Origin of the sequence: Microcoleus sp. B4-C1 (genome assembly GCF_036705285.1) — a bacterium.
Taxonomy (GTDB): domain Bacteria; phylum Cyanobacteriota; class Cyanobacteriia; order Cyanobacteriales; family Microcoleaceae; genus Microcoleus.
Genome location: NZ_JAUBUC010000047.1, coordinates 39,747 through 54,454 on the forward strand (window position 1 = coordinate 39,747; position 14,708 = coordinate 54,454).

Below are 14,708 nucleotides of genomic sequence, written 5' to 3' on the forward strand. Positions count from 1 at the left end.
GAATCCTCAAGTAGTTAAAGACAATAAAACCAGCCTATTTAGAAACTGAAACCTTACGCAGCAAGAGTTTCAGCTAGGCATCTGTTCGGGCTAAATTTTGGCAGATAAGTTTTGATACATTTGTAGTATTGCTAGCAAAGCATTCGTTCCAAGATGCCAACCGTCGATCCCTGGTTTGTTTGCCAATGCTTTGCTGTTGAAAGAGTTAAAAAAGGTAGCTTTTGCTGCTTTTTGGCACTTGCGACCCATTTCGGGTTCGTGCTTGCAGGGCTGCTCATTGAGATTTTGATTTACATTGCTGGATCTTAAAGTCTTATTCATTAAATAGCAAGTTTTCGCCGGAAAAATTTAAAATTTGGCGATAAATCTTGGCGATTGTGGATATCGGTTTAATGCCCGATCGATTTATAGAATAAGAGTTTAGCCAGAGTTTCGCATCATACTTTAGGTGCTTGTTACCTAAGTTCTGGAGAAGTTAGGCCGGTTGGGTTAGGGCGGGGCAGATTTGCTGCAAATGTACTTTCCAGAAGAGATGTAACACTGGTGCGGAGTCAAAAGACAACAAAAAAGCAAAACGGTAACTGTTATATTTTAACCCCTGAGAGGTATGTGGGGGCGGAGGCGGAGGCATTGGAGGATGAGGAGGGTTTGGACGAGAAGAGGCTGCATTTGACGGGGAAGTTGGAGAGGCAATTTGCCGAGAGTGGCAAGTTAGAGGCGATGATTCAAGAAAATCTGGCGAGGGTGGAGTTAGGGGAATTGAGGAATTGCTGAAGTCCAAGCCCTCCGATATCCTGAGAATTGCGACTCACCCAGCCGCGTTAAATGTGCGCGTTTTTGGTTCGGTTGCCAGGGGTGAAGCAACAGCAGATCGCGAGGTAGATTTTTTAGTAGAATTGGAACCAAAACGCACGTTTTAAGCAATATTAAAGAATATATTGAGCGGATTTAGTCTTACGAAATCTGGGAAAACACGCCGAAAGAATTGTAGAGGAGACAATCTAATGCCAGAACTGGGTTGATTTTTAGGCATCATCATTACGATGTACTATAACGACCACCCGCCCCCGCACTTTCATGCCCGCTACAATCAACAAAAAGCCATCATTGATATCGAAACCCTCTCAATCCTAGAAGGCGAACTTTCCCCACGCATCTTAGGATTAGTTGTAGAGTGGGCTGCCCTTCATCAAACAGAGCTCATGCAAAACTGGCAACTTGCCAGACTTCAAACACCATTAGAACCTATTGCCCCTTTGGAATAAACAATGCTCAAAGATATTAGCTCAGTTCAACCATTAGAAAACTATCAACTTTACCTCAAATTTGAAGATAACCAAGAGGGAGTAGTTGACATCAGCCAATTAATCGAATTCACCGGCATATTCGCCCCCCTGCAAGACTTGACTTACTTTAACCAAGTCAAACTCAATCCAGAATGGGGGACAATTTACTGGGAAAATGGAGCTGATTTAGACCCCGATGTTCTCTACTCCATTGTCACCAACCAACCGATACAAATCAAGGAAACCATAACCAACATGATGTAATTTTATCTACGAGCTAAAACCAAACAGGTTAACAAGAATAATCGCTACGTAAAAAGTGGACATCAACCAACAAAAAGAACAATTCAGCAACATCTACCTGCAAGCTGTCACCACCGTTGCCGGCTATTCCCTCTACAAACCATTCGTAGACGATGACAGCGTAGACTGGGGAGTAGCTGCGAAAGGCGGGACTGGCCCCATCAGAGCACCTCGCTAACTCCATCCGCTACCCCCTAAAGCTCAAAAACTACGACGACTTAAGAATGGATAACTTCGCCATTCCCCGAATTTTAGTTGTAGTTTTAATCCCCGAAACACCCGAAGACTGGTTAACCCAGTCCGAAACAGAACTCTGCATGAGAAGCTGCAGATATTGGAGCTCGCTGCGGGGAAAGCCAAAAACACAAAACACAAACGCTGTCACCGTCACCATCCCCAGAACCAACCAATTTACAGTCGCCGCCCTTCAGTCAATTATGGAGGGAATTAGCCAAGGAGTCCAACCATGAAATTCACCGTAAAAGATCGCCAAACTCTCGAAACCATCGAGCTAAATCAACTGAGAAATTACTTACAAACTCACGGCTGGCATGCAGACCAACCTTTTTTAGATAATGCCACACTTTGGCACAAACCAACAACCGACGGAGAAGAATTAGAAATATTGCTACCTAATCGGCAAAATCTCCGAGATTATGGAGCGCGTATCAGCAGCGTAATTCAAACCCTAGAAAACGCCGAAAATCGCCCTCAAATTGAAATTTTAAGCGAACTACTTACCCGCATTCCCAACACGATAATTCAGGGAATAGTTATGCAAATTCACACCCCAAATACCCAAAAATTAAGTGGCGAAATTACTCTCATCGGTCTTGTAGTTGCCAAATTGCAGAAAATTCAAACTTCACTCGCCGACAAAGATTATATCCTGGCGATTAAAGCTTATCAAGAACGCTTACCGATTCTCTGTAGCGGTGACTTAATCAAAGACAACAATATCAAAGACAACAATGCCTTCATCCTCAAAAACCCCCACAACTTAACCCTCGATGAATCGTGGTAAAACTAACAGATTTTGTCGAAATCTATATTAAACACCTTTCAAACAGATATCAAGTTCCCTAGCAAAGGCCTCCGGCGCATCCAGCATCAGCCAGTGTCCAGTATCGGGTAGCGTACTTGTCGTCAGTGTGGGACGGAGGATGTGGAGGCTGAAGGGAAAAGTGTTTGAGGGAGCAATAATCGCGTGGGCCCGCGTTCCAGGGGCTGCTAGGTAGCGATCGAGATTATCAACAGCATCAAAGGCAAACATCCCGCGAGACATTCCAGACAGGCAATCCTGTGGAGTCGCCGCCAAGCAAGCGAGAATCCGATCGCGCGTATGGGCCCTGCTTCCTGTCAGCGCCTCATTGAAACTGGTTTCCACAGCCGCCCGCCAATCATCCGTCTCCAGAGCCCTCTGGTAGGGGACGATGCGTGCCTCGTGCACATCTGCAGGCACCTTGGTAAAATCTCCAGGTGGGTCTGCCAGAATCAACTGCGCGATGCGGTGCGGGGCGCTGGCTGCTGTGGCGAGGGCAATACAAGCACCGAAACTGTGCCCGACGATCGCCACTCGATCGAGTCCCAGCCCATCGAGCACCGCGAAAACATCCGCTGCACAGGAGGCGGGCGCATAGTTGCCGTCCTCCGGCGGTGCAGAATCACCGTGTCCCCGCATATCAAGGGCGATCGCGCGTCGGGTACGGGCGACATGGGCAAGCTGCGCCTCCCAGATGCTCGCAGAAACCGTCATACCGTGCACGAACACCACCGGCAGCGACTCGGATTCCGCAGCGGTGACAGGGGGGCTGGCTTCGATGATGTGAATAGTGCCGATCGGTCCTTTGATATTTGTCGATCGCATAAAAACTTCTCCTAAGTTTTATAATCCTAGACGCACGGGTAGTCAGAAACCGGATTTTTCGCAAAAATACTCGGTTATATCAAATCCGTTAACATCGGAATTATTATCTCTCTCTTCTCTTTCTCTGTGTCCTCTGTGCCCTCTGTGGTTTAATCATTCCGATACAACCGGAATTGATATTAGAGCATCGCAGAAAAGGTAAAAACCCGGTTTCTTTGGTTGGGACGGGTAAGTCAGGTTTCAATTTCCTCATTTTACACAACCAATTTTACATCTGTTACTCCTTGGCGCAATTCATACTGTCCTTTTACCCAAAATTGTTTAATTTTTTCACCCAAAAACGGAGCAGCTTGCATCATCAATAAACGCAATAATCCATTTTTTCGCAGTTGTTCGCCTTTCCACGCTTCTTGTGCTTGCAGTTGTTGGGCGCGAATAATTTCCGGTTCGCGTTCTGCCTGAATCCGCGATAATGCTAAGTCAATATCCTCGGAATTAGCCCCTGCTTTCAATAAAGGTACAAGGTGATTGGCGGCAACAATTACATCGCGGAACGCCATGTTAATTCCTTGAGCGCGAACCGGAGACATCGGATGTGCCGCATCCCCCAAAAGTATGATTCCTGGTCGATGCCAGCGCGGACAGCGACCAACCACAACAGATAATCGCATCGGAGATTCGATCGTATCGGCACAGTTGCGGAAATGTTCAGCCATCCACGCAGGCGATCGCGATGCGAAAGTTTCTGCCCAGTCTGTGTGTTTCCAATCAGTTTTGTCATCGGCAGATAGCACCCAAGCCAGATGAAGTTTTCCTGATTCTGCCCCGTGAAAGACACTGAATCCGCTACCGCCATTCAGGATGGAATAAAATACATTATCCGCCACAAACCGAGGATGAGCGGCAAGTTTAAACCACAGAACATCTATACTATTCGGCTGTTTTACTAACTCTAATTCTGCACGTTGTCGTACAACCGAGTTTCTACCATCTGTGCCAATCACAAGTGCAGCAGGAATCTCTCGCCCATCTCCTAGCTTTACACCCGCAATGCGATCGTTGTTGTACAGTAAATCTTTGACCGGCACACCTGAGATAAATTCAAACTCTGGATGCAATTGAGCTTCTACAATTAGTGTTTCTAGCAAAGGCGGTTGTGATACCAGTGTACAAGGTCGATTTGACCCCATTGGTTCATCAACTCGAAATAGTTGTCGATCGCCCACAATGAACTCCCAGGCATCAATTTGTCGGTGTGGAACACCTTCTAGCATTGTGGATAAGCCCATTTGTGCGATCGCATCCAATCCGCTGGGCATTAACCCTTCACCGCGAAACACTCGATACGAATCTTTTGCAGCCTCAACCAACGTTACAGCAATACCTCGTTTCACCAGCAGCAAACTAAGTGCCGCACCAGTTGGCCCCGATCCCACAATTACAACTTGTGTCATTTGGTATTTTCCATTGCTTGTTGCGGATATTGAGATGCGAACAGAGGTGGTTAAAGGGTGCGCGACAATCTATTAGACATCTCCCATAATTATTGTGGAACAGGCATCCTTCCTGTTCAAAACCTGCTTTTTTGGAGAAGTTTCTTAATCCCAGCTATTTTTGGAGTGCTTGCCGAAAAGTCTTAATCGCATCAACATGATTCACCATATTGATGCAACGCAACAACAAATCCAAATCGATTCCTTTCACTTCCTCACTACTGGAAACCTTTTCATAATGAAGTGTATTGCCCTCTCCCCGGAGGTGATAAACCTCTAACAATCCATCTTCCCACAACCACACTTCAGGAATTTTCAGCCGCTTGTATGCCTCCAGCTTGTCGATCCCGCCACTGGAAAACACGATCTCGATCGCCAGATCGGGTAGCCTGCGACCAGGAGCAAGTTTATAAGATTCATCCGCCTCTCGCTTGACTTTTCCGGTTTCACTTTCCAGAGTCATTGAGCCAGTTGGAGTAAAGTCAAACCCCGCCATCAGCAGGTACAGTTCCACCAATGCACCAATTCTTGCTTTAACAATTTCGTGGGGTTCTCCCGGCATTAGTTTAATCTCCAAAACTCCATCCAGGAAAGACAGTCGATATCCTGGACGGTCTAACAATTGCTCAACTGCTTTGAACTCTCTCCAAGTGAGTCCGTCAAACAGAAGGGGTGATTCTTTTCTGGGTGGTGCGATGATTGCTGCAGTCATTTGATTCTCCAGTCTATTTCCAGATGAGAAACGATCGGGTTTGGAGGGCGATTTGTTTATTATAACTTTAAGTAGCATCCTCCACTGTTAATCCGATTTCTTGCCCGTAGGATAGTTCCAGGGTGTGACCGTCCGGGTCTCGCAAAAAAGCCCAGTAGCCGATCGGATATCCAGAATCTTTTGGTTCCTCAAGCAATACGCCTTCTTGACGTGCTTTGTCGCAGAGTTCGTCCATATATTCGCGGCTTTTGCAACCTACTCCGAGGTGTGCCAAGGGAGACAGAACGGGATGTACGGAGTCTGTTTGAATTAGGACAATTACAAAAGGGCGAGTGCGATCGGAGAGCCAGACCACAGCAACACCAGTTTCTGCATCGATGCGGCGGTGAACGACCTGCATTCCAGCATACTTAGAGTAGAATTCAATACTGCGATCGACATCAGAAACGGGCAGTGCGATGTGTGTGAGACCGATATCACTCATGGGTTATGTTGCTCCAGTCATATTAGGCTTAACATCAATAATTGCCACTTCCAATCTCATAAATTTAATGAGACGATCGCCACTTATACCAATTTTTTATGAGGCCCCGTAGAATCCGATCACCCTGGCGCCCCCCGCGTCCGGGGGGGGACAAGAGTCCGATCTTTCGTCCCCCTACTATCAGGGAGATGCGAGGGGGATCGAGATATGTGCAACTTCACATTAAATTGGTATAACCGCTCGTAACTGTCCATCGTTTTGCTGCCTAGTATTTGTAAGCAGCAAAACCTGAGCAGAACCAAGACGATTTACCTCTCAAGGTAGATGTCGGTTAATCCTGCCTTTGAGATACTCCATATGAAATGTAACTATTTATACTCATGCCGCATCTTTTGTTGGTAGACGACGAAGCCCCACTCTGTGAAAGCCTTGCTTACTCACTGAGAAAGGAAGGCTATGAGGTCACTACAGCACCAGATGGACACAGCGCGATCAAACAATTCCACAAGCAAGTACCCGATATCATTCTGCTCGATCTGATGATGCCAGAAGTTGATGGGATGGAAGTGTGTTGGCGTATCCGCGCTTTTTCTAATGTGCCTATACTGATGCTAACGGCTAAAGACCAAGATATGGATAAAGTGTTGGGCTTAGAGGCAGGGGCAGATGATTATGTGACCAAACCCTTCAATACGCAGGAATTGCTCGCACGGATTAAAGCTTTGCTGCGCCGCCATCATGCGGAATCTACTTAAAAGCGGTTAAGGCATCCTTCAAGGGTTTGATAGCTCGGTTGGCTCAATCCGTGACCAATGGCGCTAGGTTAGGAGCACTTGCAACGGATACACCATTTATCCCAGCCATGTTTGAGCCGATGAAACTTTTTGCCCAAGACTCCTTCCCGAGCAGATGGTTAGCCTCTCTTCGGTGGAATTCAATCCACACGAAGCTCTTGGTTACCTACCTGCTCCTGATCGTCTTAGGAACCTCGCTTATGTCTGGTTACATCCTATGGACGTTTTATGCCTTTTTCATGGAGTCTCGTCAGACAAATTTAGAAAACTGGGCAACAGCACTGAGCGAGAGCGTTGCAGATGCCCTCGAAGAAAAAGATATGCAACAGGTGCAGATCATTGTCCGGCGCTATGGGGCACCCGCCAATATCACACTCCGTGTCCTTGATGCCCAAGGTTCGCTGCTAGCCACCTCTAACCCTCAAACAGATCGACAAATCACCAATTGGCTGCTGATACCTGGCGTTTCAGAAGGACTACACGGTCATTCGGTGCAGGGCATGGCTAAAGGGGTTTTATCAACGGACGATCGCCTCTATATTGTCAAACCGATGACTCGCAACGGTCAGATGTTGGGGATATTACGCATCTCGATTACTTTAGAACAGTTTCAGAAACAGTTTGTAAGGGTGATATGGACAATTTTAGCTGCCCTTGGCATTACCATTCTTATCTGTACCTTGGTCAGCGATCGATTAGCCCGCAGTCTCTCTAAACCCATTGAGGTGATGCGAAACTTTGCGATTAGCGTGGGTAGAGGACAGTTTGATGACAAACTCCTGATTCGTCAAAGCAATGAACTAGACCAACTCGCAACGGAACTGAATCGTATGAGTGAACGGTTGAAATCATTGGACAACGAACGCAGAGCCTTCCTAGCGAATGTTTCCCATGAACTGCGGACGCCTGTGAGTAACGTTCAAGTCACCATTGATGCGCTGGAGCGTGGCGCTGTGGATGAGCTGGAGTTGCGCGATCGCTTCTTTCAAACCATCAAAGACGAGACGAAGCGGCTTTCGGGCTTGATTAACGATTTGCTTGATTTAGGACGCTTAGAAGCGGGTGTCACGCTATTAGAAATCCAAGCCATTGCCTTAGAAAGTGTCATCAGCCGTGCGATTAGAGCAATGGAAGTTCGTATGCAGGCTAAAAACGTGACTGTAGAAGTTGATGTTGCTGACCTTCGGATTATGGGCGATTCGGAACGCTTATTACAGGCTTTTTTGAATCTCTTAGACAATGCGATTAAGTATTCTACCCCCAATGCTTGTATTTTCATTGCTGCCTCTGGCAACAAGCAACAGGCTCTGATTTCAATTCGAGACCAGGGAAGCGGCATTCCTGAAACCGATTTACCTCGCATTTTTGAACAGTTTTACACCACGAGCCGCTCTAGTAAGAATGGGGTTGGTCTGGGTCTAGCGATTGCCAGACGCATTATTGAAGCGCATGGAGGCAGTATTACAGCCAATAGTAAACCCGGTCAAGGGGCTGTATTCACCCTTTCTCTACCCTTAGAATCCTAAGTAGTTGAGCCCGTTGTCTGGTCCCGCGTCACTTCTTCCACCTGACTCACAGCAGTATTAGTCAAATGGATAGGAAAACCCGACTCTGCCAAATCAGACAATCTAGATTTAATTATCTTTTTATTTAAAGAAAAATGTTGTGCTAATTCTTTGTCAGGACATTTGCATTTTTTGTAATTATTTAGTAGTCTCTAATACCAATTTAATGTGAAGTTGCACATATCTCGATCCCCCTCGCATCTCCCTGATAGTCGGGGGACGAAAGATCGGACTCTTGTCCCCCCCCGGACGCGGGGGACGCCAGGGTGATCGGATTCTACGGAGCCTCATAAAAAATTGGTATTAGCCGCATTCAGATCCATTGCTTTAATGAAACCATCTTTTCCGTCCATGTACCCTTGAATATTATCAGGGTATTTTTGGGCAAGTTTTCTCTTTAGTTCGCTGTATTGCTGCGCGTCTTCAGGATGGGAAATCATATAATCTCGAAACGCTAAATGGCGCTCTATCTGCGCTGAGTTCACTTCAAACCCGTGAACGTGGTGTGTTCTAATCCCTGCTTCATTACCCTTGCGAAAAAAACGACGGCCCGATATCCCAAACTCACCCATTGCTTCATAACCTAATGCCTCAAGTGCTGAACTCTGTACATCAACTTTAGTAATATCTTTAACCTCAACTAACATATCGATGATCGGCTTTGCATGAATTTGTGGAATGGCTGTGCTACCAATATGATGTATAGCAACCACATTGTCCCTAAGTGCAAGTGCAATCAGTTTCGACTCAGTTTCAAAGGCGCTTCGCCAAGTTGGATCGTGCGGGACGACTTCTACTTTGAAAAAATCTAGTTTTCTTGACATCGCTGATATTTATTTGCTTTTTTTGTCATCTCATTGCTTTACGATCGCATTTAACCGAAACAGATTTTATTAGACCTCATTTTTTACGGGTTGCGCCCAAAGCTCTTAAACATACGGACAACGGGGAGGAACTGACTGTTTGGGAGAGAAATTTCAAACCGCTCGATCGCCTGATAGTCAAATTTTGTGTAAAATGGCTCTCCCGCCAGCGTCGCAATCATCTCAACTTCCTTAAATCCAGCACGCTCAGCAGCCAGTTCACATACTCGCATAATCAGACTTCCAATTCCTCGACGTGGCCAGGCTGGATGAACAAAGAATGCACGAATCTTTGCCGAGTCGCTGTCTGGGTTGAGCAGGCTGTCTTCTGGATTATTTTTGCCTGAATCACCTCCATAAAGCGTTTTACGCTTACTCCAACCACCGCAACCAACAATTTGGTGATTGTTCTGAGCAACAAAGTATGTTTGGTCTAGAATCAGTTGAGTATCAACCCCAAAAACTATGCCCAGTGCGCCTTCAATCTGCTCTGAACTATAGTAGCTTGCAGGCACAAGCTCTAGCAGAATCAGGAATTAAAGTTGTTAACTTAGGACTGTCTTCTAAGGAAGCTAATCGAATAAAAAAATCCATTGAACCGATCGGCTAAACAAATCGCTCTCTTAGTTTGTCACATCCGTGAAAGCCGCAATGCAGCGATCGCCCGTTAGCGAAGCTTGCAGAAGAGGATCGCCCACCCCCAGCTTTAAGCAAACACCCAAATCCCTCACCCTCGCCCTTTTTTTCATTTGGTCACAGGCTATGATTGACGGTTGGCAGCTTTTGAGAATCTAAATGCTAAACACAAATACAATTATTTCCAGCCTGCTGTTATTTATCCCAGTTTCCATCGCCGGACACTTTCTCGGCTGGGAATCCTCCACAATCTTCGTCACCTCGGCTTTAGCCATCATCCCTCTAGCCGCCTGGATGGGGACGGCCACCGAAGAAATCGCCGTCGTCCTCGGCGCCAACTTGGGGGGTTTGCTGAACGCTACCTTCGGAAATGCCACGGAACTGATTATCGGCATCGTCGCCCTCAACGCCGGACTAATAGATGTTGTCAAGGCCAGCATCACCGGTTCAATTATGAGTAACCTGTTGCTGGTGATGGGATTTGCGATGCTGCTGGGCGGCTTGCGTTACAAAGAACAAGAATTTCAGCCGATAGTCGCCCGGTTGAACGCTTCAGCGATGAACTTAGCCGTGATTGCCATTTTGGTGCCGACTGCAGTTAATGCCACCTCTACGGGCATCCCTGCAGAAACTATGCAGAACCTCTCTAGCGCTGTTGCTATAGTCCTGATTGTCGTCTACGTGCTGACGCTGCTGTTTTCGATGAAAACCCACAGTTATCTGTACGATGCGGGGGTAGCAGAAATAGAAATGCTTGAAGAATTAGCTGAAAGTAACTTAGCACCAGACAGTCCTGACCACAAAGTCAATCTGCCGCTGTGGATTGGGGTGCTGTTGGCCTGTACCCTGATGGTAGCTGTCGAGTCGGAACTGTTGGTGGGTACTCTGGAAGAAGCGACGGCGCGTTTGGGGCTGACATCACTGTTTACCGGGGTGATTTTAGTGCCGATTATTGGCAATGCAGCCGAACATACAACAGCGGTGACGGTGGCGATGAAAAATAAAATGGATTTGTCGGTTTCTGTGGCCGTGGGTTCGAGTTTGCAAATTGCTTTGTTTGTTGCGCCGGTGTTGGTTTTGGCAGGTTTTGTCTTGGGCCAACCGATGGACTTGAATTTCAACCCGTTTGAACTTGTAGCGGTTGCGGTGTCGGTGCTGATCGCCAATTCTATCAGTTCTGATGGCAATTCTAACTGGCTAGAAGGTACTTTGCTCTTGGCAGCTTATACGGTTTTGGCGCTGGCGTTCTACTTCCATCCGGTAATTGAGGGACTTGTTTAAAAGGCTTTCTTGTGCTGAAGGAAGAGGGAAGAGGTTCGAGGGAAGAAGGCAGATTTTTTCACTCCCTCACTCGCCCACTCTCCCACTCTCCCACTCCCTCACTCGCCCACTCTCCCACTCTCACTTCTTTCTTCGAGAATGGTGGTTGCGATCGTACAATTGAAATGTGGCTGCTCTCTCGTTATTAGTTCTGGTCTGTTTGTACATTATGTGCTCTCATCAGGGATTTGTGACCTCGATCGGCTGTGACAAATAACAAAACCTTTGGCCTCAAGCCGATCGTTCGATCGCACTGCCCCGGTTATACAAAAACACGGGATGCTGAAGTCAAGCAAGACTAAAGCCTCCCTCGACTTCAGAGACGTTGGAAGATTTCAATCAAGGGTGCTCATGAGTCTTTTACTAGGTGTGCTACGATCGTCATAAGTTGAAAATTGAGTTGAACTCAATAGCCAAAAAGTTCACCAAAATTAGTCATACTTAACTGGACTGGTTAACCTTCTGGGCGGTATGATTACATCAGTGCCGAAAACAAAGGTTTAATTATCTGGGAGAGTAAACCGAGCGTGCAAGTCAAAACTGACCAGCCTGTAAAAAGGTCGAACGGGAGTCCGCGTTTCGTTAAATTGGTTGAAAATATGGGATGACTCATGGCTAAAAGCTTCAACTAAAATTACATCAATTAGGGCGTTGCTCCGCCCGAATTAACGCCTGTGGACAAGAAGGAGCCGACTCCCTTGGGTGAAGCAGGAAGCAGGCCATTCAGGAGCAATCCTGATTCAATGGTGAGACTTAAATAAGTTTAGCCAACTTTTGTGTAGCAGTAAACGACGGTCGATTTAAAACTGACCAGCCTATAAAAAGGTCGAACGGGATACCACGATTCGTTAAATTGGTTGAAAATAATGGTTAAACAATGGCTAAAAGCTTCGACAATAATAAATAGTTGTAGAGACTTCAAAAATAGGGTGCTGCTCCACCCGAATTTACGCCTGTGGACAAGTAAGAGCCGACTCTCTTGGCAGAAGCAGGAATCAGACCCTCTAGAAAATACTTCTAGTTGAATGGTGAAACTTAGATAAGTTTAGCCAACTTTTGTAGAGCAGTGTCAAAGTAAAACTTGATAGAGCAACCTCAATCAGGGTTATGTGGCTTCTGTGAGTTATTGCCTCAATCCCAAATGCCCGAATCCCTCCGATCCAGCCAACTCTGGCAAATCCGCGTGTATCCACTGCGGGTCAGAACTTTTGTTGCAAGGTCGATATCGGCTAGTCGCGCCTCTCGGAGGCGGCGGCTTTGGCAGAACATTTGAAGTGGACGACAACGGCGCCCGAAGAGTGCTCAAAGTCCTGCTCAAAGAACATCCCAAAGCTGTAGAACTGTTTAAGCAAGAAGCTGACGTATTGGTCAGGCTCAGACATCCAGGTATTCCAAAAGTCGATCGCGACGGTTATTTTACATTTACGCCAGCTCACAGCACAGAGTCTTTTCACTGTCTGGTGATGGAGAAAATTGCTGGGGCCAATTTGCAAGACTGGCTGAAACATCGGGGCCGCCCGATTAGTCAAGAACAAGCTGTAAACTGGCTCAAACAACTGTCGGAAATTTTAGACCAAGTTCACCGCCTCAACTATTTCCATCGGGATATCAAGCCGCACAATATTATGTGCAAGCCAAACGGGCAGTTAGTGCTGATTGACTTCGGGACTGCTCGGGAAGTTTCGGCGACTTATTTCGCTAAGGTGGGCCAGGGGCAAAATGTAACTGGTATTGTTTCCCCCGGCTACACGCCGCCGGAACAAACAAATGGCAAGGCTGTTCCGCAGTCCGATTTTTTTGCTCTGGGGCGCACTTTTGTTTATTTGCTGACTGGAAAGCCGCCGACTGCGTTTCCAGAGAATCCGCGCACGGGCAGATTAATGTGGCGCAAAGGAGCTCCTCAAGTTTCCGACTCCGTGGCTAATGTGATCGATTATCTGATGGCGCCTTTTCCGGGGAATCGACCTCAAAGTCCCCAGATGGTTTTGCAGTGTTTGGAGGAAATTAATCTCGACGGCGCAGAAACTCAGGTGCCGACTCAGTTGCCGACGACGGGGCAAACTAAAATTCGCGCAACTGCCGGGGAGGGTGGGGCGAAGAAGCAGAGTTCCATAAACCGCCTCAGACCTCTGAATTCGGGATTGAACAAGAGCCAGAAAGATGTTTTTGATTGGAAAAAGAAGTTGCTGGCGGGCACGGCTGTTTTGATGGTGAGTATTGGCGCGTCTCAAATTTACGGTTCCCTGCGTTACGGGGTGTTTCCGGCAAACCCCGTGTGGCTGCTTTCGACTTTACCTACCACTCATTTTTTGCAAAGAAGTTTGGATAATGTCGGGAGTGTAAATGCGATCGCCCTGTCGCCTGACGGTCAAACTTTGGTGAGCGCAAGCTTTGGGACGATTAGAATTTGGAATGTGAGGACGGGACGCCTGGTGCGGACTCTCAATTCGGTGCATTCTAAAAAATCGGTCAAGACGGTGGCGGTGAGCCCGGACAGCTCGATTTTGGCCAGTGGGGGCGACGACAATAATGTGATTCTCTGGGATTTGAAGACGGGGCGACGGATGCGGACAATTGCCGCTCACAAAGCCGCCGTCAACGAGATCGCTTTTAGCAGGGACGGTCAAACTCTCGCTAGCGGCAGCGATGACAAAACTGTTCGCTTGTGGAATGTCAGAACCGGCAGCAGGTTGCGGACTTTGAGCGGCCACGCGGGGGGAGTAAACGCGATCGCTTTGAGCCGGGATGGTAAAACTCTCGCTAGCGGCAGCCAGGACAAGACTGTGCGTTTGTGGAATCTCGGTACCGGAGAAGTCAGAAGAATTATCACAGGTCACGGGGGCCCGGTTAATGCTGTGGCTTTTAGCCCCAACGGGCAAATTGTGGCTAGTGCTAGCACCGACAACACGATCCGTTTGTCGAACGTACAAGACGGGAAGCGCACCCGCACTTTTAAAGGGCATTCGAGCTGGGTGAGGACGATCGCCTTTAGCCCGGACAGCCGCACTTTGATCAGCGGGGGCGGAGATATTATAGTTTGGGATTTGAAGACGGGAAAAGAAAGAAGCAGTCTTTCGGGTCACAGTCAGTTTGTGAGTTCGGTTGCTATTTCCAGAGATAGCAAGACTTTTGTGAGCGCCAGTCCCGATCGCACTATTAAGATTTGGCGAATGCCATAGTGCTACTATTTGAGATTTGAGATTTGAGATTTGAGATGTGAGATTTGAGAATTGGTAATGACTGATTTTGTAAGGTTTGAAGTAATGGCTTATAGTTGCATTGTTTTTTTTAGTGGTATCAATAGTCATTAGGAATGAGAATTAAATAACTTCCACTCTTGAAAGTGGGATGGGCGTCCCGCCCGTCCAAAAAAGACGGGCGGGAC

General features: G+C 47.2%; 20 protein-coding genes. 12 read left to right on the plus strand and 8 right to left on the minus strand.

Features of this window, described 5'->3' with window-relative positions:
- Window positions 1-90: 90 nt before the first annotated feature.
- Window positions 91-321, minus strand: coding sequence for a hypothetical protein (locus tag QUB26_RS18940; protein ID WP_333057522.1), 231 nt, complete (start codon window positions 319-321; stop codon window positions 91-93).
- Between the two features lie 222 nt (window positions 322-543).
- Here QUB26_RS18940 and QUB26_RS18945 point away from each other — a divergent pair, with 222 nt between their 5' ends.
- From QUB26_RS18945 to QUB26_RS18975, 7 genes are all read left to right on the plus strand, one after another.
- The gene (locus QUB26_RS18945) at window positions 544-774 is read left to right on the plus strand and encodes a hypothetical protein (protein ID WP_333244625.1); all 231 of its coding nucleotides are present in this window, start codon (window positions 544-546) and stop codon (window positions 772-774) included.
- Complete coding sequence (locus QUB26_RS18950) at window positions 768-920, plus strand: nucleotidyltransferase domain-containing protein (RefSeq protein WP_333319210.1); 153 nt, start codon at window positions 768-770, stop codon at window positions 918-920. Before QUB26_RS18945 ends, QUB26_RS18950 begins: the two co-directional genes overlap by 7 nt.
- Window positions 921-1,037: 117 nt before the next feature.
- A complete protein-coding gene (locus QUB26_RS18955) occupies window positions 1,038-1,265 on the plus strand; it encodes a DUF4160 domain-containing protein (protein ID WP_333293018.1) in 228 nt (75 codons plus the stop codon).
- A gap of 3 nt (window positions 1,266-1,268) precedes the next feature.
- The gene (locus QUB26_RS18960) at window positions 1,269-1,550 is read left to right on the plus strand and encodes a DUF2442 domain-containing protein (protein ID WP_333227438.1); all 282 of its coding nucleotides are present in this window, start codon (window positions 1,269-1,271) and stop codon (window positions 1,548-1,550) included.
- A gap of 55 nt (window positions 1,551-1,605) precedes the next feature.
- Window positions 1,606-1,767: a hypothetical protein gene (locus tag QUB26_RS18965; RefSeq protein ID WP_333244621.1), complete on the plus strand. Its 162-nt coding sequence runs from the start codon at window positions 1,606-1,608 to the stop codon at window positions 1,765-1,767.
- A gap of 46 nt (window positions 1,768-1,813) precedes the next feature.
- On the plus strand, window positions 1,814-2,059 hold the full coding sequence (locus QUB26_RS18970; RefSeq protein ID WP_333244618.1) for a DUF4365 domain-containing protein: 246 nt from the start codon (window positions 1,814-1,816) through the stop codon (window positions 2,057-2,059).
- Window positions 2,056-2,613 (plus strand): hypothetical protein, encoded by a 558-nt coding sequence (locus QUB26_RS18975; RefSeq protein WP_333244615.1) that lies wholly within the window; start codon window positions 2,056-2,058, stop codon window positions 2,611-2,613. The genes QUB26_RS18970 and QUB26_RS18975 overlap by 4 nt, the downstream gene beginning before the upstream one ends.
- Window positions 2,614-2,640: 27 nt before the next feature.
- Here QUB26_RS18975 and QUB26_RS18980 read toward each other — a convergent pair whose 3' ends face one another.
- The 4 genes from QUB26_RS18980 to QUB26_RS18995 all read right to left on the minus strand — a co-directional run bounded on the left by QUB26_RS18980 (window position 2,641) and on the right by QUB26_RS18995 (window position 6,145).
- A complete protein-coding gene (locus QUB26_RS18980; RefSeq protein WP_333244613.1) occupies window positions 2,641-3,456 on the minus strand; it encodes an alpha/beta hydrolase in 816 nt (271 codons plus the stop codon).
- A 254-nt stretch (window positions 3,457-3,710) separates the two neighbouring features.
- Window positions 3,711-4,910, minus strand: a complete 1,200-nt coding sequence (locus tag QUB26_RS18985) for an FAD-dependent monooxygenase (protein WP_333244610.1) — start codon at window positions 4,908-4,910, stop codon at window positions 3,711-3,713.
- Between the two features lie 154 nt (window positions 4,911-5,064).
- Complete coding sequence (locus QUB26_RS18990) at window positions 5,065-5,661, minus strand: Uma2 family endonuclease (protein ID WP_333244607.1); 597 nt, start codon at window positions 5,659-5,661, stop codon at window positions 5,065-5,067.
- Between the two features lie 67 nt (window positions 5,662-5,728).
- A complete protein-coding gene (locus QUB26_RS18995) occupies window positions 5,729-6,145 on the minus strand; it encodes a VOC family protein (protein WP_333319212.1) in 417 nt (138 codons plus the stop codon).
- A gap of 380 nt (window positions 6,146-6,525) precedes the next feature.
- Here QUB26_RS18995 and QUB26_RS19000 point away from each other — a divergent pair, with 380 nt between their 5' ends.
- Complete coding sequence (locus QUB26_RS19000) at window positions 6,526-6,900, plus strand: response regulator (RefSeq protein WP_190659809.1); 375 nt, start codon at window positions 6,526-6,528, stop codon at window positions 6,898-6,900.
- A 239-nt stretch (window positions 6,901-7,139) separates the two neighbouring features.
- Window positions 7,140-8,465, plus strand: a complete 1,326-nt coding sequence (locus tag QUB26_RS19005; protein WP_333319214.1) for an ATP-binding protein — start codon at window positions 7,140-7,142, stop codon at window positions 8,463-8,465.
- A 326-nt stretch (window positions 8,466-8,791) separates the two neighbouring features.
- Here the strand turns inward: QUB26_RS19005 and QUB26_RS19010 are convergent, their stop codons facing one another.
- The 3 genes from QUB26_RS19010 to QUB26_RS19020 form a co-directional block, all read right to left on the minus strand.
- A complete protein-coding gene (locus QUB26_RS19010) occupies window positions 8,792-9,328 on the minus strand; it encodes a GrpB family protein (RefSeq protein WP_333319216.1) in 537 nt (178 codons plus the stop codon).
- An 83-nt stretch (window positions 9,329-9,411) separates the two neighbouring features.
- Entirely contained in the window at window positions 9,412-9,882 is a 471-nt protein-coding gene (locus QUB26_RS19015) for a GNAT family N-acetyltransferase (protein ID WP_333319218.1), read from the minus strand.
- Between the two features lie 108 nt (window positions 9,883-9,990).
- The gene (locus tag QUB26_RS19020; RefSeq protein WP_333303040.1) at window positions 9,991-10,116 is read right to left on the minus strand and encodes a hypothetical protein; all 126 of its coding nucleotides are present in this window, start codon (window positions 10,114-10,116) and stop codon (window positions 9,991-9,993) included.
- 46 nt (window positions 10,117-10,162) lie between these two features.
- Between QUB26_RS19020 and cax the strand changes: the two genes are divergently transcribed.
- The 3 genes from cax to QUB26_RS19035 all read left to right on the plus strand — a co-directional run bounded on the left by cax (window position 10,163) and on the right by QUB26_RS19035 (window position 14,502).
- Window positions 10,163-11,284, plus strand: a complete 1,122-nt coding sequence (cax, locus tag QUB26_RS19025) for a calcium/proton exchanger (protein WP_333246489.1) — start codon at window positions 10,163-10,165, stop codon at window positions 11,282-11,284.
- 11 nt (window positions 11,285-11,295) lie between these two features.
- Window positions 11,296-11,472 carry a hypothetical protein gene (locus QUB26_RS19030; RefSeq protein ID WP_333303042.1) on the plus strand — a complete coding sequence of 59 codons (177 nt, stop codon included), beginning with the start codon at window positions 11,296-11,298 and terminating at the stop codon, window positions 11,470-11,472.
- Between the two features lie 960 nt (window positions 11,473-12,432).
- Window positions 12,433-14,502 (plus strand): serine/threonine-protein kinase, encoded by a 2,070-nt coding sequence (locus QUB26_RS19035; protein WP_333246962.1) that lies wholly within the window; start codon window positions 12,433-12,435, stop codon window positions 14,500-14,502.
- The last annotated feature ends 206 nt before the right edge of the window (window positions 14,503-14,708 follow it).